Source organism: Mycobacterium sp., from assembly GCF_040509115.1.
Classification (GTDB): domain Bacteria; phylum Actinomycetota; class Actinomycetes; order Mycobacteriales; family Mycobacteriaceae; genus Mycobacterium.
The window spans coordinates 1-22,187 of the sequence record NZ_JBEVLO010000006.1 but is presented as its reverse complement, the minus strand read 5'-3'; the positions used below and the strand labels follow the sequence as shown (position 1 = coordinate 22,187).

Sequence of the window (22,187 nt, the reverse complement as noted above, 5' to 3'; positions counted from 1 at the left end):
CCGTCGGTCAGCCCAGCAGGGTGCGCAGCCTGTGCTCCGACGGTGAGCCTGCGTCGGCGGTGTAGGTCGAGACGAACACGCCGTCTCGGCCTGGGACGTTGAGGGTTTCGTAGTTCAACGTCATCACGCCGACGGCGTCGTGGAAGAACCGCTTCTTGCCGTGGCCGTGCTCGTAGAGCTGGTAGTCGGCCCAGAAGCGAGCGAAATCCGTTGATGCGCGCGACAGTTCGCCGACCAGCTGTTCGAGTTCCTCGTCGGGGTCGCGTGGGTCGAGGTTGGCTCGCAGCGTTGCAACCACCGGCGCGGCGACCTGATCCCAGTCCGGATACACCACCCGGGCGGCCGGATCGCAGAATATCCACCGCGCGACGTTGCGCTCGGCGGGTGGCATGGCGTCGAAGTCGGCCACCAAGATCCGGGCAGCCCGGTTGGTTGCGAGCACTTCGAGCCGCGGACCCTGCAGGATCGCAGGGACGCCGTGCATCGCGTCGAGCAGCAGCCGCAGCGCCGGTCGGGCCTTCGCCTTCACGGGTGTCGGCCGCGGCGCGTCGCCCCCGGCGATCAACGTTCGAAGGTGCGCACGCTCCAGATCGTCGAGTCGCAGCGCGTCCTCCACCGCGGTCAACACCTGATTGGAGACGTTGCCCACCCGGCCCTGCTCCAAGCGCGCGTAATAGTGCACGCTCACCCCGGCGAGTACCGCGACCTCCTCCCGGCTCAGCCCGGACTTGCGGCGGGCCACCGTCGAGCGCGGCAGACCGACCGCAGCTGGATCGATCGCTCCCCGACGAGAGGTCAGGAACGCTCGCAGACTGGCCGCCTTGTCCATCAGTCCATTGTGATGCGGGAAGGGCAGCCCTACTGACCTCCCGTGCGGCGATGTTGCGTAGCGGACTACTTAGCCCGACGACGCCCAGGAGACCTACGTTGCAGAGAGGGAGTGGAACTAACCGGGGGAAGCACGATGACCAAGACCGAACGGCCCGACGAGGACGAACAGCAGCCGACGTTGCGGCTGGTGAATGAGTGCTCGGAAACGGCGGAAACCGTTCCCGATCAAGATGACTCGACGTTCAGCGAGACTCATCCCATGTGCTGGTGACGCCGGCCGATCAGACCTTGCTCGCAGCGAAGGCCGCAGCCTGGTCGACCATGCCGTTCGCCGTATATGTCGTGTGCGCCGAGCCGTCGTCACCGTCGGAGCAGATGGGGTCGCCGGGCGCGCACAGCTCGAGGGCCTTGGCCGCGTACAGCGGGCCGACGGCGACCGGCGGTTGACCGATCATCTCCATGAACTGTTGGTCCGGTTTGCCGAGGAGAGCAACTGCCGCGACGTGGTCGGCGATGGCTGCGGGCATCGGTGCGGGCACGTCGGCCGGATCAACGCCACCCGGCACGGCGTTCGCGGTCACGAAGCCCATCACGGCCGCCCCCTGCGAGTAGCCGGCAAGCACCAGCTTGGTGTTGGGGCAGCTGGCGGCCGTGGCCTCGATGTGATCGCTGGCGTCCCGGATGCCGTCGACGGCGGTGGGGAAGTCGGTGCTCGCCGGATAGACGACGGCATGGACGCCGAGCGACTTGGCACCGATCTTGGCGCGGAGCGCATCGACGAAGTCCTGACCCGTTCCGCCCAATCCCTGCGGGGCGAACGTGCCGCGGGCGAAGACGGCTTCGACGTCGGGGCAGGCAGCGGCCGCGGCCGAGGGCGCAGAGACGGTGGTGAGCGGGGTGATCAGCAGTGAGGACGCCACGGTGGCGGAGGCGAGCAGCTGGGGGAAGCGCAGTGAGCTCATCAACCCACAGTGACACAGGGTGTGATGGTCACGACGTGTGGTCGAGTTTGGGAGAACCCGTCGTGTGGCATCTTTGACCCATGAGCAGTCCAGAAACTCCTGAAGAGACCGCGGGCGAGTACAGCGTCGATGACGACGACCAGCTCACCCAGGAGGATCAGCTGATCGACCGGGGCGTCGACGACCTGCTCGACGAGGGCTACTCACCACCGGACAGGTGGAAGGAACCCAAGGACAACGAAACCCTCGACGAGCTACTGGCCGAGGAGGAGCCCGACCCGGCAATGCAGCTCGACGACCCCGACGAGCGGCCCGATGACGAGTCCGACGAGGTCGGCGACGACCGGGCCGGTCGACTCGTCGCTACGGACGAAGGCTTCGGCCCGGACGTCGAATCGGAATTGATCGGAAGCGAGGTCGGCATCGACGGAGCCGCGGCCTCCGCAGAGGAGGCCGCGGTCCACGTCATCGACGACGAGGGCTGATCAGGCGCGGCTGATCAGGCCAGAGCCGCACCGCGGCTGATCAGGCCAGAGCCGCACCGCGGCGGCGCCACGTCAGGTCCACGTGCAGGCCAAGGAAGTGCAGGCTGAAGCACCATCTGGGCTCGCTGTCGCCGATCTGTCGGTCACGCATCGACACGGGCTCTCCTCGCGGACGTCCAGCGCTCCAGCAGCACCGAGATGGTCAACACCGCGAGCCCCGCCACCGCCATCAGCGCGCCGGATGCGGCGGGTGCCGTGTAGCCGTAACCGGCGGCGATCACCAGGCCGCCGATCCAGGCGCCGGCGGCGTTGGCGATGTTGAGCGCGGAATGGTTGAGCGCCGCGGCCAGTGTCTGGGCGCCGTGGGCAACGTCCATCAGCCGCGTCTGCAGGGCGGGTGCGATCGCCGAGCCCGATGCTCCGATGAGGAACAGTCCGAGCATCGCGGTCCAAGGATTGTGCGCGGCCGCGACGAACACGGCGGTCGCGAGGCCGAGTGCGGTGATCGAGGCGTACAGCCCCTTGATCACCGAGATGTCGGCCATCTTGCCGCCGACCAGGTTGCCCACGACCATGCCGATGCCGAACATCATCAGCCCAAGTGGGACCAGTCCGCGCGACAGTCCGGAGACGTCGGTCAGCGTCGTGGCGACGTAGGTGTAGACGGCGAACATGCCGCCGAAGCCCACCATGCCGATCAGCAGGGCGAGCCAGACCTGCGGGCGGCGCAGCGCGCTGAGTTCGGTGAGCGGACTCGTGACGTGCATCAGACGCAGGTCGGGTAGCCAGTACCAGATGGCCGTCAAGGTCGCTGCCCCGATGACGACGACCAGCCCGAAGGCGCTGCGCCAGCCGAACGCCTGACCGAGGAAGGACGCCATCGGCACACCGAGAACGGTTGCGATGGTCAGGCCGCTCATGACGTGGGCGACGGCCTTCGCGCGGTTCTTCGGCCCCATGAGGTGAGCGGCGACGAGGGCGGCGACGCCGAAGAAGGCGCCGTGCGGAATGCCAGCGACGAACCGGGCGGCCATCAGGGTCTCGTAGCTGGGCGCCAACACGCTGGCCAGGTTTCCAAGCGTGAAGACGGCCATGAGCCCGAGCAGCAGCGTCTTGCGGGGCATCCGCGCGGTGAGGGAGGCGATGACGGGGGCGCCGACGACCACGCCGAGGGCGTAGGCGGAGATGACGTGTCCCGCGATGGGCTCGGTGATGTTCAGGCTCGCGGCGATGTCGGGGAGAAGCCCCATGGCCACGAACTCGGTGGTTCCAATGGCAAAGCTGCCGACGGCGAGCGCGAGCACCGCCAGCCACCTCACGGCGGGAGGCGGTGAGACGACGGAGATGGGCACAGCGGATCGATCCAGTGATCTGGTCACGGGCTCAACGGTAGCCGCACTTACGCCTATCGACAAACCGACTTATGTACTTTTTAACACATAAGTGGCGTAGCTTACGTTTCTGAGGTTCAATCGGGTGGTGGCGATCAAAGGTGAGCGAAGCGACGGGAGGGGTACCGCTGGCGATGTGCTCGCCCTGATCAGGGCTCGGCGAGACATCACGCGTACCGAGATCGGCCAGCTCACCGGACTGTCTCGCACGGCCGTCGCCGCGCGGATCGCCGCGCTCGAGGTACTGGGGCTCGTCACCGAACGCGAGCAGGCGCCCTCGACGGGTGGCCGCCCACCGACGCTGCTGTCCTTCGACTGCGATGCAGGCGTAGTGCTGTCGGTGGCCGTCGGGATCAGCCGGACCCGCCTGGCCGTGTGCAACCTGGCCGGGGAGATTCTCACCATCACCGACATCGATCAGGAGGTCGCGCTGGGGCCCGACGATCTGATGCCCGACGTCATCAAGCGCCTCGACGTGATGCTGCAGGAACACCCGGGCGTCCCGGTGTACGGCGTCGGACTGAGTCTGCCGGGGTCCGTGGACCGCGAGCGCGGATGCAGCAGGGACTCACCGATTCTACGTGGCTGGGACGGCGTTCCGCTGCGCCCGTACTTCGGTGAACTGCAACGCCTTTCGGGCGTTCCAGTGGTGGTTGACAACGACTCCAACGCGATCGCCGTCGTAGAGAGTCACGGTTATGACGACGTTCTCGTCATCAAGGCGTCGAGTGGTCTCGGGGCGGGAATCGTCGCGGGTGGGGTGCTGCAGCGTGGCGCCGCGCAGGCGGCTGGCGAGTTCGGACACAACAAGATCGCTGCGGCACAAGGACTTCCGTGCCGGTGCGGCGACACCGGCTGCCTCGAAGCCCTCGCGGGTGGCTGGGCAGTGGTGCATGCCCTGCAGCAGCAAGGTCGATCGGTGCGCAATCTGCGCGACGTCGTCGAAATCGCCCACGGTGGCGACGCCGAGGCGCGTCGCATGATCCGCGACAGCGGCAGGTACGTCGGCGAGGTACTGGCCGCCGCGGTGAACCTGCTGAACCCGGCCGTCGTCGTGGTTGCCGGAGACATGACGGGTGCCTACGAGATCTTCGTGGCCGGACTACGGGAAACGCTGTACGGCAACGCGACTGCGCAGGCCACTCGTTCCCTTGCGGTGGTACCCGCCGCGCACGGCAGCCGGTCGGGGGTCGTGGGCGGCGCCGTGATGGTGCTCGACGAGGTGCTGAGTCCCCGGGCGGTCGACGCGTTGGTGGCGGGCGCCTAGCTCGCCTTCGCGATCACGTTCTCCGCGAACCACTCCAGGTTGCGGATCTTGTCGTCGAGCGGCTGGGTGTCGTCGCCCATGATGTAGGGGATGCGGAAGCCGACGATGACGTCGGTGACGCCCTTGTCCTCCAGGCGCCTGACCCCGTCGAGAGTGAACCCATCGATCGAGATCACGTGGATCTCGAATTCGTCGGCCAGCCCGATTCGTTCCTCTTCGTCGCGGAACTTCGCCAGTTTGGCCAGCAGGGGGTCCAGTTCCTCGGGATCGCCGCCACCGTGCATCCAACCGTCGTTGCGGGCGGCCCTGCGCAGCGCGGCGTCGGCGTGGCCGCCGATCAGTATCGGTATCGGCTTGGTGGGCGCCGGCGTCATCTTGAAGGTGGGGAAGTCGTAGAACTCGCCGTGATACTCGAAGTAGTCGCCGGAGGTGAGACCCCGGATGACGTCGATGCACTCGTCCATCCGTTTGCCGCGCTTGGCGAACGGCACGCCCATGATCTCGTAGTCCTCGGGCCACGGGCTGGTTCCGACGCCGAGTCCGAGCCGGTTGTCGAACATCGCGGCCAGCGAGCCCGCCTGCTTGGCCACCAGGGCGGGCGGCCGGATGGGCAGCTTGAGCACGAAGATGTTGAAGTGCAACCGCGTTGTCACCGCGGACAACGCGCCGATCAGCGCGAACGACTCGATGAAGGACTTCCCGTCGAGGAACTCGCGGTTGCCATCCTCGGTGTAGGGATACTTCGAGTCCGAGACCTCGGGGTACGCGACGCTGTCGGGAATTGTCATCGCGTGGTACCCGGCCTCGTCGGCTGCCTTGGCCAACGGGATGTAGTACTTGGGATCGGTCATGGCTTCCGCATAGGTGAACCGCATGACCGCAATACTAGAACGCGTTCTAGTTAGCCGTCACGGGAACGGCGGAGCCCCGTCTCCGGTCACCGAGTGGGTGCCCCACGGGGTGCGTTCGGTGAGGCGTGCGCCTGCCGCGCGCTCACCGACGGCCAGGGTGACCCGCGGTTGCCTGAGCACGTCGTCCGGCAGCGCCCCGAAAATCGTTCCGCGCCAGTGGTACCGGCCGTCGTTCGGATCCAGATGTCCGGTCAGACGGGCGCGCACGGAATGGTCGGTCTCGGCCACCCGGAGTACGGCGGGACCGTCGTAGACGTCCTCGCCTACCTCTCCGACGTCCGTCGTCGCGGCGGCAGCTTCGATGCCGCCGGTAACCGACGCCGCGGGCAGGAAGTGCGCGCGCCGCCACAGTCGACGGGCGATCGGTCCCATCAACCCGACCTCCTCGAGAAACGCGCCGAGCGAGGCGAAGCCGGAGATCTGGGTGGCGTGCCGATGCGGGTTTCTTCTGACGACGTCCCGCGTGGCCTTGCCGGGAAGGCCGACGCGACGATAGACCGCCGGGTTGCTGAACAGGAACTGAAAGAACAACCCACCGACACCGTTGAGATTGGCTACCCACAATCGGTTGAGCCGCCGCAAGCCGCCGACGTCCTTGCGCAGCCCGTCCCTGGCGAACTGGATGTGGCGAGCCTCCTCGGTGACGTGAATGCGCATGAGCCGCTGGATGATCGGCTGCAGCTCGGGGTCGTCCATCATCTGGCGTTGCAGCGAGTCGAAGATCTCCTCGCCGATGAGCGCGGCCACCCACAGCAGCGACCCGCGAAAGGTCAGCGGCAGCATGTTGATGATCATCCGCTGGTATAGCTTGGGCCGCATCGGCTTGGCGCCGACCTTCTCGATCGCCCTGCCAAACATCACCATGTGACGGGTCTCGTCACCCATCTCGGTCAGTGCGTAGTGCGTGGCCCTGGCGGTGGGGTCCTGGTGCATCAGGTCGCGGAGCAGCGCCTGGTTGAGGATGTTCTCGAACCAGATTCCCGCCGAAAGCGTGTTGACGAGTTCCTGGCGGGACAGTTCGATCTGTTGCTCACGGGACATGTTGTCCCACAACGGCGTTCCGTACAGAGAAACAGTCCTCGGCGGGAGGAAGAACTTGTCGGGGTCCAGCGGCGCGTCCCAGTCGATGTCGACGATCGGCTCGTAGGACTTCTTGACCGAGCCCCTGAGCAACCGCTCCGAGAACTCCTCGCGCGTGGGGGAGCCGCTTGGCTTCACCGAGGCTGTCATCGTCGACGTCCCTTCGCTGACGTGGTGTTACGACGGTAATTTGGTCTCAGCCATGATGTCAATACCCCCGGTACCGGATACTCGAGGTTCGACGCGCTTCGATGCCCAAACGCGATGGACGAGATCGACTGCGAAGCCGTGTCTTTGACCTCTTCTTCGGTGGCAGCGACAGCCTTCCCGACGTGAGAGGATCAGCCGCATGGGGCAGTTCCTGGTTCGCGCCGCATTCACGGGCGTGGCGCTGTGGCTGGTGAGTTTGATCCTGCCGGGCAGCATTCAGTTCGTCGGCGGCGAAGGCGACCTGGTCAAGCGGGTCGGCGTCATCTTCGTCGTCGCCCTGATCTTCGGTGTGGTCAACGCGATCATCAAGCCGATCGTCCAGATCATCGCCATCCCGCTCTACATCCTCACCCTGGGCCTGGTCCACGTCGTCATCAATGCGCTGATGCTATGGATCACGTCGTGGATCACCGACACGACCACGGGGTGGGGTCTGCACGTCAACGACTTCTGGTGGTCCGCGATCTGGGCGGCGATCATGCTGTCGATCGTCAGTTGGCTGCTGTCCCTCGTCCTGCCCGACGGCGACCGTGTCAGAACCGGTTGACGCCGTGACATGGACATCTACCCAGGTCGATCGGCACACTGGATGACGTGCCCGAATTACCAGAGGTCGAAGCCCTCGCCGACCATCTCCGACGGCACGCGGTCGGGCTGACCATCGGGCGCGTCGACGTGGCATCGCTCTCGGTGCTCAAGACCTTCGACCCGCCGACGACGGCCCTGCACGGGAAGACCGTGACGGGCGCCAACCGCTGGGGAAAATACCTCGGATTGCAGGCCGGTGACCTTCACCTGATCACCCACCTGTCGCGGGCCGGCTGGTTGCGGTGGTCGGATCAGCTGTCGGCAGCGCCGTTGCGACCGGGTGGCAAGAGCCCGATCGGGCTGCGCGTGCACCTCGGAAAGGCCGGTGAAGCGCCGGGTTTCGATCTGACTGAGGCAGGCACGCAGAAGCGCCTTGCGGTGTGGCTCGTCGACGATCCGATGAAGGTGCCGCAGATCGCATCGCTCGGTCCCGACGCCCTTTCGCTCGGACCCGACGAGTTGGCGCAGATCCTCAAGGGCAACAGCGGACGCATCAAGACCGTCATCACCGACCAGCGGACGATCGCAGGGATCGGCAACGCCTACAGCGATGAGATTCTGCACGTCGCCAAGATCTCGCCGTTCGCCACGGCGAGCAAGCTCACCGAAGCACAACTCGCCACCCTGCACGACGCGATGATCACGGTGCTCACCGACGCCGTGTCCCGATCGGTGGGTCAGGGCGCCGCGACGCTCAAGGGGGAGAAGCGTTCCGGATTGCGGGTCCACGCCCGCAACGGCATGCCCTGCCCGGTCTGCGGTGACACCGTTCGCGAGGTGTCCTTCACCGACAAGTCCTTTCAGTATTGCCCGACGTGCCAGACCGGCGGCAAGATCCTCGCCGACCGTCGAATGTCCAAGCTGCTCAAGTAGTTGGGCGTCGCCTAGGGACGCAAGCCTCGGATCACCAGCTCCATGTTTCGTCGGGCCTGCTCACGACCCGCAGTAGGAGTGCGTCGCAAACGCCAGCGCCTGGTGATACAGCGGATCGAGCGAACGTTCGGCGGTGACCGTGGCAACGGCGGAGTCGAGCACGACCGGACAGTCCGTGGCGGTGAACGAATCTCGATGCAGAGCAATCTCATTCACCATCTCGCGGTTGTAGCCGTCGATGGCGGCGCGGGATGCCGTGAGGTCTGGGGCGGCCGTCGGCGCCGCCGCCGGATCGAGCTTCCACTGCCCGAAACGGGCGTACTCGATGCCCTCGGTCGCATCGATCTGATTGGCGAAGATCTTCCGCACGAAGGCGGGGTCGACGCCGCGCGCGGTGGCGTCGGCGCCCACGTTGTCCAACACCTGATTGGCTCGTTGGGGATCCGTGATCGGGCCGCCGTCGATCCACTTGGAGGCGGCGACCGCATCGGCCGTGGCCAGGCGTTGCGCGGCGGTGTCGACCAGGCGATATAGCGGGCTGGTGTCGTCGGCCCGAGCGCCGGGGGCGGTGGCGACCACGGTGCTCAGAATGCCTGCGACAAGGATCGGAATGGCATGTTTCACGTCGTCCATCATGGCCTGCCAGCTGCTTGACGGCTGTCGAGCCCGGATATCCTCCACGAATGACTCGGCAGAAGATCCTGATCACCGGCGCGAGCTCGGGCCTCGGAGCGGGGATGGCACGCCAGTTCGCCGCCAAGGGACGTGACCTCGCGCTGTGCGCGCGCCGCACCGACAACCTCGAGGAACTCAAGACCGAGCTGACGGCGCGACACCCCGGCATCATCGTCGCCGTCGCCGCCCTCGACGTCAACGACCACGAGGCAGTCCCAAAGGTGTTTGCGGAGTTGAACGATGAGCTCGGTGGCATCGACTGCGTCATCGTGAACGCAGGCATCGGCAAGGGGCATCCCCTTGGCGGGGGCAAGCTCTGGGCCAACAAGGCCACCATCGAGACCAACCTCGTCGCCGCCCTCGTACAGATCGAGACGGCGCTGGAGATGTTCAAGACCGCAGGCGCAGGCCACCTCGTGCTGGTGTCGTCGGTGCTCGGCAACAAGGGCGTCCCCGGCGTGAAGGCCGCCTACGCCGCCAGCAAGGCCGGGATGACGTCGCTCGGCGAGTCGCTGCGCGCGGAGTACCCGTCCGGACCCATCAAGGTCACCGTGCTCGAACCCGGCTACATCGAATCGGAGATGACCGCCAAGGCCAACTCGACGGCGCTGATGGTCGACAACGAGACCGGCGTCAGGGCGATGGTGGACGCGATCGAGAAGGAGAAGGGCCGCGCCGTCGTGCCCGGGTGGCCGTGGTGGCCACTCGTCGAGGTGATGAAGGTGGTGCCGCCGCGGTTCGCCAAGTACTTCGCCTAACGCGCTTCGCCCAAGCCCATTTCCCGTGGGCTGAGGCTTGACACGATCGTTGGGTTTTCCTAACGTTTAGTTGTATGAGTCCGGTGAGACGTGGGGAAAATCTTCCCATCCACAACCGCATCGGCGTCTTGCGCGCCGAGCGGCGAATGACGCGGGCGGGCCTCGCAGCACTCATCGACGTGAACCCGCAGACCGTGGGTGCCCTCGAGCGCGGTGACCACTATCCGAGCCTCGACCTGGCATTCCGAATCTGCGACGTCTTCGGCCTACCGGTGGAGGCAGTCTTTTCGCGCACCGCGTTCACGCCGCTGTCAGCCGAGCTCTACGGAAGTCACGACGCGAAGGGAAGGACGTGAGGCCGATGTCGAAGTCGACGATGAATGAGAACCTGCTCGATCGCTACCAGGACTACCGCACCAGGCGGTTCGTCAGCCATCAGGCCAAGACGGCCGGTTCGTTGCCGAGCTGGCGAACACAGCGGCGCCGACGCTCGCTGGTAGTCGGATTGGCGGTGACGTTCACCTTCATGTTCGCCGTCGGCGTGCTGTGCGCCCTCGGCGTGAACTGGGCACCCCTGCTGTGGCTGCCCGCGTGCGCGGTGTTCTTCCCGATGTGGATCGCGCTGCAGGTCGTATCGGGCCGTCAGGGCGACGCCCCCGAGGCCGCGCTCGACGAGTACGAGGTCTCGCAACGCAACAGCGCGCGCTCCATCGGTCTCACGGTGACGCAGAACCTGATGATGATCCCGATCTGCTATCTGATCATCGGCTCCGTCAGTACCGGCGGCACCGACCAGAACATGGCCTACGCAGGCGGCTTGATGGCGTTGACCGTGCTGCTCATCGGTGGCTGCACGCCCGCGATGATCCTCGGCTGGACCCGCCGCGACCTCGACCCCGAGTAGCCCCTCCGGCGAAGGCTAGCCGGCGCGGCCGCGCTCGACGCGGTAGTGCCGGACCAGAGCGTCGGTCGAACTGTCGGACTGCTCGGCGGGTGCCGCATCGCCGATCAACACCGGCAGCAGCGAATTCGCCTGTGTCTTACCGAGTTCCACACCCCACTGATCGAACGAGTCGATGCCCCAGATGACGCCCTCGGTGAACACCTGGTGCTCGTACAGCGCGATCAACTGCCCCACCACCGACGGCGTCAGCTTCGTCGCGAGGATAGACGTGGTCGGCCGATTTCCCGGCATCACCTTGTGCGGGACCACCTCGGCCTTGGTGCCCTCGCCGGCGATCTCGTGAGCCGTCTTGCCGAAGGCCAACACCTTGGTTTGGGCGAAGAAGTTGCTCATCAGCAGATCGTGCATGCTGCCGGTGCCATCCGCGGTGGCCAGGTCGTCGGTGGGTTGGGAGAAACCGATGAAGTCCGCGGGTATCAGCCGGGTGCCCTGGTGCAACAACTGATAGAACGCGTGCTGACCGTTGGTTCCCGGTTCACCCCAATAGATTTCACCGGTCGCCGTGGTTACCGGTGAGCCGTCGGCGCGCACCGACTTGCCGTTGGACTCCATGGTCAGCTGCTGCAGGTACGCCGCGAATCGGGCCAGATCGTTGGAGTACGGCAGCACGGCCCGCGATTGCGCGCCGAAGAAGTCGTTGTACCACAGACCGATCAGCCCAAGCAGCGCAGGCGCATTGGCCTCCAGCGGGGTCGTCCGGAAGTGCTCGTCGACGATGTGGAAGCCAGCCAGGAACTCGGCGAAGCGCTCCTTGCCGATCACCGCCATCACCGACAGCCCGATCGCCGAGTCCACCGAGTAGCGGCCGCCGACCCAGTCCCAGAAGCCGAACATGTTGTCGGTGTTGATGCCGAAGTCGTCCACCAGCTTCTTGTTGGTCGACACCGCGACGAAGTGCTTGGAGACCGCCGCGTCGCCGAGAGTCTCGGTCAGCCAGCGCCGAGCCGCAGTCGCATTGGTCAGCGTCTCCAGAGTGGAGAACGTCTTCGAGGCGACGATGAAAAGCGTTGTGGCAGGGTCCAGCCCGTCAAGCTTGGCCACCAGATCGGCCGGGTCGACGTTGGAGACGAACCGGGCGGAGATGCCCGCGTCGGCGTAGTGCCGCAACGCCTGGTACACCATCACCGGACCGAGGTCGGATCCGCCGATGCCGATGTTGACGACGGTCTTGATGCGCTCGCCGGTCGCGCCGGTCCACTCGCCGCTGCGCAGCCGATCGGTGAACGCCCCCATCGAATCGAGGACCTGGTGCACGTCGGTGACGACGTCCTGGCCGTCGACCGTCAGCTCCGCCGACTTGGGCAACCGCAGCGCCGTGTGCAACACCGCGCGATCCTCCGAGGTGTTGATGTGTTCACCGGCGAACATCGCGTCGCGCTTGGCCTCCAGACCGGCGGCCTTGGCCAGGTCGATGAGCAGGGCCAGCGTCTCCCGTGTCACGCGATGCTTGCTGTAGTCGATGTACAGATCGCCGACGCTCAGCGTCAGCTCGCGACCACGCGCCGGATCCTCGTCGAAGAACTCACGCAGGGTCTTGGCACCGACCTGATCGTGATGCCGCAGTAGCGCGTTCCACGCGGGGGTCGCGGTGATGTCGGGAATCTGATCGGCTGCCACGGTTATCGGCTCCTCGCGCGAGCGCTCGTCGGAAGACATAACTCGACCCTAGTGCGGCGGCGCTTTCGAGGGTGTAAATGATGAACGTATGGACACCCGTATTGACCCGAAGGCTCTCCTATCCACCGTTCCCACCGGTTTGTGGATCGGAGGTGAGGAACGCAAGGCATCGTCGACCTTCGACGTTCTGAATCCCGCGACGGGCGAGGTGCTGACGAGCGTCGGCGACGCCACCCCCGAGGACGGCATCGCCGCACTCGACGCCGCGGCAGCGGTCCAGGGTGAGTGGGCCGCCACGGCGCCCCGGGAACGTGGCGAGATCCTGCGGGCGGTGTTCGAGGCGATCACCGCCCGCGCCGAGGAGTTCGCCACGTTGATGACGTTGGAGATGGGCAAGGTGCTTGCCGAGAGCATGGGCGAGGTGAAGTACGGCTCGGAGTTCTTCCGCTGGTTCGCCGAGGAGGCCGTCCGCATCGGCGGTCGCTACACCCGCAGCCCAGCGGGCACCGGCCGCATCATCGTCACCAAGCAGCCGGTCGGCCCGTGTCTGGCGATCACGCCGTGGAACTTCCCGCTGGCGATGGGCACCCGCAAGATCGGGCCGGCGATGGCCGCGGGGTGCACCATGGTCATCAAGCCCGCGGCGGAGACGCCGCTGACGATGCTGCTGCTTGCCAAGCTGATGGACGACGCGGGTCTGCCCAAGGGCGTGCTCTCGATCCTGCCGACGTCCAAGCCCGGCGACCTGACCACCGCGTTGATCGACGACGGTCGGCTGCGCAAGCTCACCTTCACCGGCTCGACGGGCGTCGGCAAGGCGCTGGTCAAGCAGAGCGCCGACAAGCTCCTGCGGTTGTCGATGGAACTCGGTGGCAACGCGCCCTTCATCGTGTTCGACGACGCTGACGTGGACGCCGCCGTCGAGGGCGCTCTGCTCGCGAAGATGCGCAACGGCGGCGAGGCGTGCACGGCGTCGAACCGCTTCCACGTCGCCAATGCCGTCCGTGAGGAATTCACCGAGAAGCTGGTGAAGAGAATGAGCGAGTTCGTCCTCGGCGACGGGCTGGACGACGCGTCGACGCTCGGCCCGCTGGTCAACGCCAAGCAGGTCGGCACGGTCGAGGACCTGGTGTCCGACGCCGTGTCCCGCGGGGCGTCGGTGGCGACCGGCGGCGTCGCCCCGAGCGGACCGGGCTACTTCTACCCGGCCACCGTCCTCGCTGGCGTGCCCGCAGATGCCCGAATCCTCAAGGAGGAGGTCTTCGGGCCCGTCGCCCCCGTCACCGGGTTCGACACCGAAGAGGAGGGCATCGCGGCGGCCAACGCCACCGAGTACGGCCTTGCCGCCTACATCTACACCCAGTCGTTGGACCGCGCGCTGCGGGTCGCCGAGGCGATCGAGGCGGGCATGGTCGGCGTCAACCGTGGCGTGATCTCCGATCCCGCTGCACCATTCGGCGGGGTGAAGGAATCGGGTTTCGGCCGCGAAGGCGGCACCGAGGGCATCGAGGAGTACCTGGACACCAAGTACATCGCCCTGACGAGCTAGGAGACGACGCGCGGGGCCCCGATCTGGGTCAGCCCGTCAGGCCGTGGCTGCCCCGGGGCACGACGGACCGGTCGGCGCGGGTGACCCTCGACGGACTCGGCTGAAAAGCCGCCGACGGGAACCGGTGCTTCACTTCGTTGACGAGGAACTGCCTGGCACCTTCGGACTCCTGCCCCATCGCGAAGACCAGATACTTCACCCGACCCCACCGCGACGGCCCCAAGACGCCGCATTCCAACGTGTTTCGGAGCCAGATGAGTCGCCGCCAGACCCGGGCGCGTAATCGCACGGCCTTGGGAGCGGCCGGATCAAGAGTCAGCCACGTCAGAATGCGGAGCCGGTCGAGCCAATCCCTTCGTGCCCCCACGATGCGCGCCGTGGCCGTATGGGACGTATGCGCATGCACCGAGAGTTTGCGCGGATGGAAGCACACGCGTGATCGCAGCATCAGTCGCAGCCAGAGATCCAAGTCGACCAACTGGTAGATGTCCGATCGACACTTTCCCGCGTCGATGGCCAGCTGCCGTCGGAACATCACGCAGGTGGGCTCGCCGATCCAGTTTCGATGCACTCCGCGAGCTGCGACTTGCGATACCAGGTCCGGACCGTCGTTGTACTCCAACAGCCGTCGAAAGCCCGTATGTAGGCAGGCGTTCCACTTCAGCCACCGCGGATCGTCACTCTCGACGTCGCGCGGTGCGAAGGCCAGCCCGACCGCGGGGTCGTCGAAGTAGTTCGCCAGCGTCTGCAACGCATCGGGCAGCAACCAGTCGTCGCCGTGTACGAACTGGATGGTCGTGCCGCGCGCCAGTTGGAGGCATCTGTTGTGGTTGCCGTTGAGTCCGAGGCGCGGAGTGTTGCGAATCAAACGATCCCCGTGGCGCAACATTTGCTGAGCGATGATGGCGCTGTCGTCCGACGAGTCGTCGTCGACGACGACGATCTCGAAATCCACCCCCTTCTGGGCGAGGATGCTCTCGAGGCAGCGAGCAATGGTGCTCGAATTGTTGAAGGTGGGAACGCAGACTGAAATTGTCGGTGCTGAATAGGTAGAACTACTAGACACTGAACCCCCCGATTCATGGCGCGTCTACGTAACTGTCGTGCCCAGGGAAGTCGTCATTGCGCCGACGCGTGCATCGCCAATGACGTGCCTGCTAGATCACCTTTTCTTCCCTGGAAAGCGCCCTCCGGTTGCGTTTTCCGTGGGCCCACCCTAGCCCCGAGGCACGCAGATTGTCCTTCGGTTGTAGCGCAAATTCATATCCAACTGACACCGAAATGTTTCGACCGATACAAAATGATCTTGATAATTGTTGCTGACGCGATTGTGAGCGTTCCCGAGAATGGAGTAGGCACGAGTGGGCACGAGTAGGCATGAGTAGGCAAAGCCATTTGGGGGTCGCGAAATCAGCCGATTAATCGATTGCCTTCGGTGACGCACGGTCGGGCCGCGTCAGCGACCCAAGGGCGGTGATTCAGGCTTGACCCTGCGGGCAGCCGTGATCACCTCACCGCAATCACCGGAGCGTCCCCTTGTAGACACTGCGCGGCAATGCCTTGGTCTGAGCCGCTCGATGGAACACCGCAATGGAGTCGTAGAACTCGACCTTCTCGAGGATCGCAGCTGCAAGCGGCACGCTCACCCGTGGCAGGCGGTCGGGGTGTCCTTCACGGAAGTTCGGTTCGTCGATCATCGGAATGTAGTGGGCGTGCATGGCGTCGATGAGCCACTTCGAGAAGTCGACGAACGACATCTTCTGATCGCGGTACACGGTCCAATAGTTGGTGTGGATGTCTTCCACCAGGTAGACGCCGCCCGGCTTGAGTCCTTCGGGAAACAGGACCTGGAACGACGCGACCATGTGCGACGGCACGTGCGACCCGTCGTCGAGGATCACGTCGAACGGACCGAACTCGTCCACCACCGAGCGAAGGAACGTGGCGTCCTGCTGGCCGCCGATCCGCACGTGCACCTGCTGTGCGGGATTGTCGAACTGTTTCGTGTCGGGGTCGATGTCGATGCCAACGATGACCGAATCGGGATGGAGGTAGTTATGCCACATCTGCAGCGATCCACCGTGGAAGACGCCGATTTCGAGCATGCGGATCGGTCGGTCCGTCGGCAGCGCCGATTCGTATACCGGCAGATAATGACGAAGTTTGTGGACGTCCTTTCCCTGCTCGAACGCATCCGCCACGGGACCCGGCGCTGGCGGCGTATCCGACGATTGAACAGTCGTGGCGGCGGAGAGTTCGGGCCCGAGTGCTCGGAGTAGCCGTTTGAGACGGTAGCGATAACGACGTGTCACGAAAGGCGGCCCGCCGGTCGGCCGGACCGGTGAATTACGAAATAGCACCCACAGATTCAACGAATACCCCCATTCGTGACGTGGGGGTCAATCTAACTCAAGGGAAACCGAGGTGCGGCGCCGTCACGAAACCCGAGGTGTTCGGTATTCGCTCTAGTGGCCGAGCCTGCCGCGGCCCAAGCGCAGAAGCAACATCGCGAGGTTCTTGCCCTCGGGGCCAAGCGAGCTGAAACGCTCGATGACCTTCATCTCGCGGCTATGCACCAGTCGCGTGCCGCCCGAGGCCATCCGGGCCTTGCCGATCAACTGGGACACCTCGGTGCGACGCTGGACGGCCGCGAGGATCTCGGCGTCGAGCCGATCGATCTCCAAACGCAGGTCGTCGATGTCTGGGGTGTGTTCTGTTTCCGCTTCTACGCTCATGGGTTCTGACTCCGCATTCTCATCTCGGGTGGGACGTTGTGGCTGGTCTGGTCTCATCCGAATGCGGGCCTCACACAAGAAACGAGCCCCGGATCCGGATGCGGACCGCGGGGCTCTGGGGAAGCAGCTAGACCACGGGCACCGCAGGCCGGTACCCGTAGAAAAATCGTGGCTGCTGATTGAGCACGAGACTGAGTGTGCCACCAAGGGCGGCGTCGGCGCAAAGAACGGGCCCAATGCGCGGCACCGCCGCGGGCCCAATGCGCGGCACCGCCGCGGTGTCCCTGTCCAGCGGTAAGTTCGAATCCGATATGACTTCCGAAGCACTAGCCACCGAAACGGATCAGCACTACGCCGATCTGTTGGAGGGCCTCAACCCCCAGCAGCGCAAGGCCGTCCTCCACGAGGGTTCCCCATTGCTCATCGTCGCGGGCGCAGGCTCGGGCAAGACCGCAGTACTGACGCGCCGCATCGCCTACCTGCTGGCCGCCCGCGACGTCGGCGTCGGACAGGTGCTGGCCATCACGTTCACCAACAAGGCCGCCGCCGAGATGCGGGAGCGGGTGGCGCAGCTGATCGACCCGCGAGCGCGGTCGATGTGGGTGTCGACGTTCCACTCCACCTGTGTCCGGATCCTGCGCAACCAGGCCTCGCTGCTACCCGGGTTGAACTCCAACTTCTCGATCTACGATTCCGACGACTCGCGCCGTCTGCTGATGATGATCGCCAAGGACATGGGGCTGGACACCAAGCGGTACTCACCGCGACTGTTGGCCAACTCGATCTCCAACCTCAAGAACGAGCTCATCGACCCCGACAAGGCGGCGTTCGAGGCGGCCGAGGGCGAAGACGACCTCGCCCGCATCGTCGCCGAGGCGTACGCGGAATATCAGCGGCGACTGCGGGCAGCCAACGCGCTCGACTTCGACGATCTCATCGGCGAGACCGTCGCTGTGCTGCAAGCCTTTCCGCAGATCGCGCAGTACTATCGGCGGCGCTTCCGGCACATCCTGGTCGACGAGTACCAGGACACCAACCACGCCCAGTACATGCTGGTGCGCGAACTCACCGGCCATCCCTCGACCGACGGATCCGACTCCACCGACACGGTGCCGCCAGCCGAACTCTGCGTAGTCGGCGATGCCGATCAGTCCATCTACGCCTTCCGCGGCGCCACCATCCGCAACATCGAGGACTTCGAGCGCGACTACCCAAACGCCACGACGATCCTGTTGGAGCAGAACTACCGGTCCACGCAGAACATTCTCTCGGCCGCCAACTCCGTGATCTCCCGCAACGCGGGTCGTCGCGAGAAGCGCCTGTGGACCGACGCCGGCGAGGGCGAACTGATCGTCGGCTACGTCGCCGACAACGAACACGACGAGGCACGCTTCATCGCCGAGGAGATCGACGCGCTCGCCGAAGGCGGAAGCGGAATCACCCCCCAGTACAACTACGGAGACGTCGCCGTCTTCTACCGCACCAACAACTCGTCGCGCGCCGTCGAAGACGTCTTCATCAGGGCAGGCATCCCGTACAAGGTCGTCGGCGGCGTGAGGTTCTACGAGCGCAAGGAGATTCGCGACATCGTCGCCTACCTCCGGGTGCTGGACAACCCGGGCGACTCCGTCAGCATGCGCCGCATCCTCAACACCCCGCGGCGTGGCATCGGCGACCGGGCCGAGGCATGTGTGGCCGTGTACGCCGAGAACACCGGCGCCAGCTTCAACGACAGCCTGCAAGCGGCGGCCGAGGGCCGTGTCCCGATGCTGAATGCCCGCTCGGAGAAGGCGATCGCCGCCTTCGTCGCTCTGCTCGACGAGTTGCGTGGCATGCTCGGCGACGAACTCGGCGAACTCGTCGAGGCGGTGCTCGAGAAAACCGGTTACCGGCGGGACCTTGAAGCGTCGAACGACCCGCAGGACCTGGCCAGGCTGGACAACCTCAACGAATTAGTCAGTGTCGCACACGAATTCAGCATCGACCTGGCCAACGCCGCCGCGCTCCGCGACGAACAGGCCGAACCGGTCGACGAGGACATCCCGGACACCGGTGTGCTGGCCCAGTTCCTCGAACGGGTGTCACTGGTCGCCGATGCCGACGGCATCCCCGACAACGGCGCCGGCGTCGTCACGATGATGACGCTGCACACCGCGAAGGGCCTCGAGTTCCCGATCGTCTTCGTGACCGGTTGGGAGGACGGCATGTTCCCGCACATGCGAGCACTCGGCGATCCGCTCGAGCTGTCCGAGGAACGTCGCCTGGCCTACGTCGGCATCACACGCGCCCGCCAGCGGCTCTACCTCAGCCGCGCGAAGGTGCGCTCGTCGTGGGGGCAGCCGATGCTCAATCCCGAATCACGGTTCCTGCGGGAGATCCCGCAAGAGCTCATCGACTGGCGTCGCGTCGAAGCCCCGCAGTCGTCATTGAGCGCACCCGTGAGCGGCGCTGGACGGTTCGGCACGCCGCGCCCGTCACCGGCACGCACGGCGGGCGCCCGCACTCGCACGGTCATCACGCTGGAGCCCGGCGACCGCGTGACGCACGACAAGTACGGATTGGGCCGCGTCGAGGAGGTCTCCGGCGTCGGAGAGTCCGCGATGTCCCTCATCGACTTCGGGAGCGCTGGCAGGGTCAAGTTGATGCACAACCACGCACCCGTGCAGAAGCTCTAGCGGCACCACCGACCGGTCGCGGGCAGCAGGGCGAGCACGATGCTCGCCACCGGCAGCACCGGTATGGCGAACACGATCTGCGGCAGTCTGGCGCCTGCGACGAAGAGTCCGGCGAAGATCATCAGCGCGACGGCAGCGCCCACCACCACCAGCAGCCTGCCGATGCGGCGCCGGAGCAGCAGGGCGATGAGGCCGCCGATGGTCGCGGCAGCCGACACTGCAGTAAGGAAACCTATTGCGACGCAAAATAATTCGTCGGTCTGCCACCAACCGGTGATCAATGACGTGGCAATGACGGCGGTGGCCCACCCACTGAGGATGCTGACGGTGGCCGTGGCGGAGGCCGCCACCGGGTTCGGCGGCGCGTTCGTCGGCGCGCCGACTGCGGCGGGGGTGGCGCGGGGCAGGTAGCTGGTCTGGGGCTCGTCGGGGCGCAGCGTTTCGCGAAGCACGGGGAACGATCCCGTCGGGTGACGACGAATGATGCTGGTCTGCGGCTCCGGGGGAGCCGGGGGAGTGGAACCGGCCGCCTCGGGCTGCCGCCGGATGATGTGAGTCTGGTCTGGTGAGTCGTCGGACGTCAAAGCTCAGCCGACATAGCTGCCGGGACTCAGACCCTTCTGCGCTAGCCACGGCACCGGATCGACCCGGTTGCTGCCGTTGAGCAGAACCTCGAAGTGAAGGTGCGGTCCGGTTGAGTTGCCGCGGTTGCCGATGGTGGCGATCTGGTCGCCGGCCATCACACGCTCGCCAACGCTCACTAGCCACGTGTTGACGTGGCCGTACAGCGTGACGGTGCCGTCGCGGTGGCGGAGCTTGACCCACGCGCCGTAACCGGCGGTCGGGCCTGCGTCGATGACGACGCCGTCGGCTGCGGCCAAGATGGGCGTCCCGATGGAGTTCGCGATGTCGATGCCACCGTGGAGGACACCCCACCGGTAGCCGAAGCCCGACGTCCAGACGCCGCGGGTCGGCATGACGTACTGCGGTCGGGACAGGCGCGCCTCGCGCTCGGCGCGCTCGGCGGCGTACGCGACGCCGTTGGCGAGCTCCTCGCTGTGCACGGCGTTGCTCGAGGCAGGAGCCACGGACACGATCTGCATGCCGTCGACGGAACCGGTGACGACACCGCCGTCGACGAAGGCGTTGGGCCCGGCGGCCACCATGTTCTCGGTCTTCGGGGCGTCGGCGGCAGAGGCCATCGAGTACGCGCCTGCGGCGGTCGCTCCCACGGCCATCGCGGCCGCGACGAGCCGGCCCTTGACGGCGCCGCCGTCGATCTTGCGGTGCAGACCGCGCCGACTCGACAGGTCGATGACGTCGGTGTTCCCCATGCCGTCGCTGACATCGGTGTGGCTGTCACGGTAGGCGTGCGACGGGCGGCGGTCGTGACCGCGGCGAGCCGCGAAGTCGTCACCACTGGCGGACGGCAGGAACTGCGCAGGAACGTCGAGACGCATCGGAACCAGGTCATCGGTGTCGTGCAGGTCATCGAGCTCTGGGGCGCGGATGACACGGGCCTCGCGGTCGAACGCCGAACTGTTGCTGAAATCGACGTCGTCGAGATCCCCGAACTCGTTGAACGGGATGATGTCAGTGATGGTGGCGTCGTAGGGGGTCGATGAGGTTCGACGAAGCGTTCGTGACGAACCTTGCTCAGTCAACCGAAATGTCCTTCGCGCCGTGACCTCACCGTTACTTAGACCAGAGGCACGTTAACCAAAATCCAATGTTGGTGGCAACCCGGGGACTAATTCCGCTCATTAATGTGACTTGTATCACTCGATCGACCCGGTGAGATGTGACACATGAGCGGTGGGCGGTGTCGGTGCCTTCGGCGCATGTGGATAAAGTCCCAAGGGCCGGTTAGGCGCAGACGTAGACAGTGAAATCCAACAGTCAAAGCAGACAGACGGTGAGCCCATGGATCTCTTCGAATACCAGGCGAAGGAGCTGTTCGCCAAGCACAACGTCCCCACCACCCCAGGTCGGGTAACCGATTCTGCGGAGGACGCCAAGGCGATCGCCGAGGAAATCGGCAAGCCCGTCATGGTCAAGGCACAGGTGAAGGTCGGCGGCCGCGGCAAGGCGGGCGGCGTGAAGTACGCAGCCACCCCGGAGGACGCGTTCACGCACGCGCAGAACATCCTCGGCCTGGACATCAAGGGCCACGTCGTGAAGAAGCTTCTGGTCGCAGAGGCCAGCGACATCGCCGAGGAGTACTACATCTCCTTCCTGCTCGACCGCTCCAATCGCACTTACCTGGCGATGTGCTCCGTCGAGGGCGGCATGGAGATCGAAGAGGTCGCCGCAACCAAGCCTGAGCGCCTCGCCAAGGTGCCCGTGGACGCCGTCAAGGGGGTCGACCTGGCGACCGCGCGCTCCATCGCCGAGCAGGGCCACCTGCCCGCCGAGGTGCTCGACGCCGCAGCGGTCACCATCCAGAAGCTCTGGGAGGTGTTCGTCGGCGAGGACGCGACGCTGGTCGAGGTCAACCCGCTCGTCCGCACGCCCGACGACCAGATCCTGGCGCTAGACGGCAAGGTCACACTCGACGGCAACGCCGACTTCCGCCAACCCGGTCACACCGAGTTCGAGGACAAGGACGCCACCGAC

Annotated in this window: 23 protein-coding genes and 1 pseudogene; 12 read left to right on the top strand and 12 right to left on the bottom strand. The window is 65.7% G+C overall.

What is annotated here, in order from left to right; translation table 11 throughout:
- Positions 1-7 precede the first annotated feature (7 nt).
- The gene (locus ABW137_RS00620) at positions 8-829 is read right to left on the bottom strand and encodes a helix-turn-helix domain-containing protein (RefSeq protein WP_526395817.1); all 822 of its coding nucleotides are present in this window, start codon (positions 827-829) and stop codon (positions 8-10) included.
- A gap of 135 nt (positions 830-964) precedes the next feature.
- On the opposite strand from ABW137_RS00620, the gene ABW137_RS00615 reads away from it, so the two are divergent.
- Positions 965-1,102, top strand: coding sequence for a hypothetical protein (locus ABW137_RS00615; protein WP_526395816.1), 138 nt, complete (start codon positions 965-967; stop codon positions 1,100-1,102).
- A gap of 10 nt (positions 1,103-1,112) precedes the next feature.
- Here the strand turns inward: ABW137_RS00615 and ABW137_RS00610 are convergent, their stop codons facing one another.
- Positions 1,113-1,793, bottom strand: a complete 681-nt coding sequence (locus tag ABW137_RS00610; protein ID WP_526395815.1) for a cutinase family protein — start codon at positions 1,791-1,793, stop codon at positions 1,113-1,115.
- An 80-nt stretch (positions 1,794-1,873) separates the two neighbouring features.
- Here ABW137_RS00610 and ABW137_RS00605 point away from each other — a divergent pair, with 80 nt between their 5' ends.
- The gene (locus ABW137_RS00605) at positions 1,874-2,278 is read left to right on the top strand and encodes a DUF5709 domain-containing protein (RefSeq protein ID WP_526395814.1); all 405 of its coding nucleotides are present in this window, start codon (positions 1,874-1,876) and stop codon (positions 2,276-2,278) included.
- A gap of 143 nt (positions 2,279-2,421) precedes the next feature.
- Here ABW137_RS00605 and ABW137_RS00600 read toward each other — a convergent pair whose 3' ends face one another.
- Positions 2,422-3,657 (bottom strand): MFS transporter, encoded by a 1,236-nt coding sequence (locus ABW137_RS00600; RefSeq protein ID WP_526395813.1) that lies wholly within the window; start codon positions 3,655-3,657, stop codon positions 2,422-2,424.
- Positions 3,658-3,763: 106 nt separating this feature from the next.
- On the opposite strand from ABW137_RS00600, the gene ABW137_RS00595 reads away from it, so the two are divergent.
- The gene (locus ABW137_RS00595) at positions 3,764-4,936 is read left to right on the top strand and encodes an ROK family protein (protein ID WP_526395828.1); all 1,173 of its coding nucleotides are present in this window, start codon (positions 3,764-3,766) and stop codon (positions 4,934-4,936) included.
- Here ABW137_RS00595 and ABW137_RS00590 read toward each other — a convergent pair.
- Positions 4,933-5,811: an LLM class flavin-dependent oxidoreductase gene (locus ABW137_RS00590; protein ID WP_526395812.1), complete on the bottom strand. Its 879-nt coding sequence runs from the start codon at positions 5,809-5,811 to the stop codon at positions 4,933-4,935. The genes ABW137_RS00595 and ABW137_RS00590 overlap by 4 nt on opposite strands.
- 33 nt (positions 5,812-5,844) lie before the next feature.
- Entirely contained in the window at positions 5,845-7,077 is a 1,233-nt protein-coding gene (locus tag ABW137_RS00585; protein ID WP_526395811.1) for a diiron oxygenase, read from the bottom strand.
- 199 nt (positions 7,078-7,276) lie between these two features.
- Between ABW137_RS00585 and ABW137_RS00580 the strand changes: the two genes are divergently transcribed.
- The 3 genes and pseudogenes from ABW137_RS00580 to ABW137_RS00570 all read left to right on the top strand — a co-directional run bounded on the left by ABW137_RS00580 (position 7,277) and on the right by ABW137_RS00570 (position 8,598).
- Complete coding sequence (locus ABW137_RS00580; protein WP_526395810.1) at positions 7,277-7,684, top strand: phage holin family protein; 408 nt, start codon at positions 7,277-7,279, stop codon at positions 7,682-7,684.
- Between the two features lie 47 nt (positions 7,685-7,731).
- A pseudogene (locus tag ABW137_RS00575) lies at positions 7,732-7,968 on the top strand (DNA-formamidopyrimidine glycosylase family protein); the annotation flags it as partial.
- Positions 7,969-8,124: 156 nt separating this feature from the next.
- Entirely contained in the window at positions 8,125-8,598 is a 474-nt protein-coding gene (locus ABW137_RS00570) for a zinc finger domain-containing protein (protein ID WP_526395827.1), read from the top strand.
- Between the two features lie 60 nt (positions 8,599-8,658).
- Here the strand turns inward: ABW137_RS00570 and ABW137_RS00565 are convergent, their stop codons facing one another.
- Positions 8,659-9,222 carry a chorismate mutase gene (locus tag ABW137_RS00565; protein ID WP_526395809.1) on the bottom strand — a complete coding sequence of 188 codons (564 nt, stop codon included), beginning with the start codon at positions 9,220-9,222 and terminating at the stop codon, positions 8,659-8,661.
- 59 nt (positions 9,223-9,281) lie between these two features.
- On the opposite strand from ABW137_RS00565, the gene ABW137_RS00560 reads away from it, so the two are divergent.
- From ABW137_RS00560 to ABW137_RS00550, 3 genes are all read left to right on the top strand, one after another.
- Positions 9,282-10,031, top strand: coding sequence for an SDR family oxidoreductase (locus ABW137_RS00560; protein ID WP_526395808.1), 750 nt, complete (start codon positions 9,282-9,284; stop codon positions 10,029-10,031).
- A 74-nt stretch (positions 10,032-10,105) separates the two neighbouring features.
- A complete protein-coding gene (locus ABW137_RS00555; protein ID WP_526395807.1) occupies positions 10,106-10,387 on the top strand; it encodes a helix-turn-helix transcriptional regulator in 282 nt (93 codons plus the stop codon).
- A 5-nt stretch (positions 10,388-10,392) separates the two neighbouring features.
- Entirely contained in the window at positions 10,393-10,935 is a 543-nt protein-coding gene (locus ABW137_RS00550; protein WP_526395806.1) for a hypothetical protein, read from the top strand.
- A 15-nt stretch (positions 10,936-10,950) separates the two neighbouring features.
- Here ABW137_RS00550 and pgi read toward each other — a convergent pair whose 3' ends face one another.
- Positions 10,951-12,651, bottom strand: a complete 1,701-nt coding sequence (gene pgi / locus ABW137_RS00545; RefSeq protein ID WP_526395805.1) for a glucose-6-phosphate isomerase — start codon at positions 12,649-12,651, stop codon at positions 10,951-10,953.
- A gap of 61 nt (positions 12,652-12,712) precedes the next feature.
- Here pgi and ABW137_RS00540 point away from each other — a divergent pair, with 61 nt between their 5' ends.
- On the top strand, positions 12,713-14,161 hold the full coding sequence (locus ABW137_RS00540; protein WP_526395826.1) for an NAD-dependent succinate-semialdehyde dehydrogenase: 1,449 nt from the start codon (positions 12,713-12,715) through the stop codon (positions 14,159-14,161).
- A 28-nt stretch (positions 14,162-14,189) separates the two neighbouring features.
- Here the strand turns inward: ABW137_RS00540 and ABW137_RS00535 are convergent, their stop codons facing one another.
- The 3 genes from ABW137_RS00535 to ABW137_RS00525 form a co-directional block, all read right to left on the bottom strand.
- A complete protein-coding gene (locus tag ABW137_RS00535) occupies positions 14,190-15,227 on the bottom strand; it encodes a glycosyltransferase family 2 protein (protein ID WP_526395804.1) in 1,038 nt (345 codons plus the stop codon).
- A 454-nt stretch (positions 15,228-15,681) separates the two neighbouring features.
- Positions 15,682-16,362 (bottom strand): class I SAM-dependent methyltransferase, encoded by a 681-nt coding sequence (locus ABW137_RS00530; RefSeq protein WP_526395803.1) that lies wholly within the window; start codon positions 16,360-16,362, stop codon positions 15,682-15,684.
- Between the two features lie 264 nt (positions 16,363-16,626).
- Positions 16,627-16,953, bottom strand: a complete 327-nt coding sequence (locus tag ABW137_RS00525; protein WP_526395802.1) for a chorismate mutase — start codon at positions 16,951-16,953, stop codon at positions 16,627-16,629.
- Positions 16,954-17,207: 254 nt separating this feature from the next.
- Here ABW137_RS00525 and pcrA point away from each other — a divergent pair, with 254 nt between their 5' ends.
- A complete protein-coding gene (pcrA, locus tag ABW137_RS00520) occupies positions 17,208-19,571 on the top strand; it encodes a DNA helicase PcrA (protein WP_526395801.1) in 2,364 nt (787 codons plus the stop codon).
- Here pcrA and ABW137_RS00515 read toward each other — a convergent pair.
- Together ABW137_RS00515 and ABW137_RS00510 are read right to left on the bottom strand one after the other, a co-directional pair.
- The gene (locus ABW137_RS00515) at positions 19,568-20,122 is read right to left on the bottom strand and encodes a hypothetical protein (RefSeq protein WP_526395825.1); all 555 of its coding nucleotides are present in this window, start codon (positions 20,120-20,122) and stop codon (positions 19,568-19,570) included. The genes pcrA and ABW137_RS00515 overlap by 4 nt on opposite strands.
- 36 nt (positions 20,123-20,158) lie before the next feature.
- Positions 20,159-21,235, bottom strand: a complete 1,077-nt coding sequence (locus ABW137_RS00510) for a M23 family metallopeptidase (RefSeq protein WP_526395800.1) — start codon at positions 21,233-21,235, stop codon at positions 20,159-20,161.
- 259 nt (positions 21,236-21,494) lie between these two features.
- Here ABW137_RS00510 and ABW137_RS00505 point away from each other — a divergent pair.
- Positions 21,495-22,187 (top strand): ATP-grasp domain-containing protein (locus ABW137_RS00505; RefSeq protein WP_526395799.1); only part of this gene is annotated, 693 nt, incomplete at its 3' end.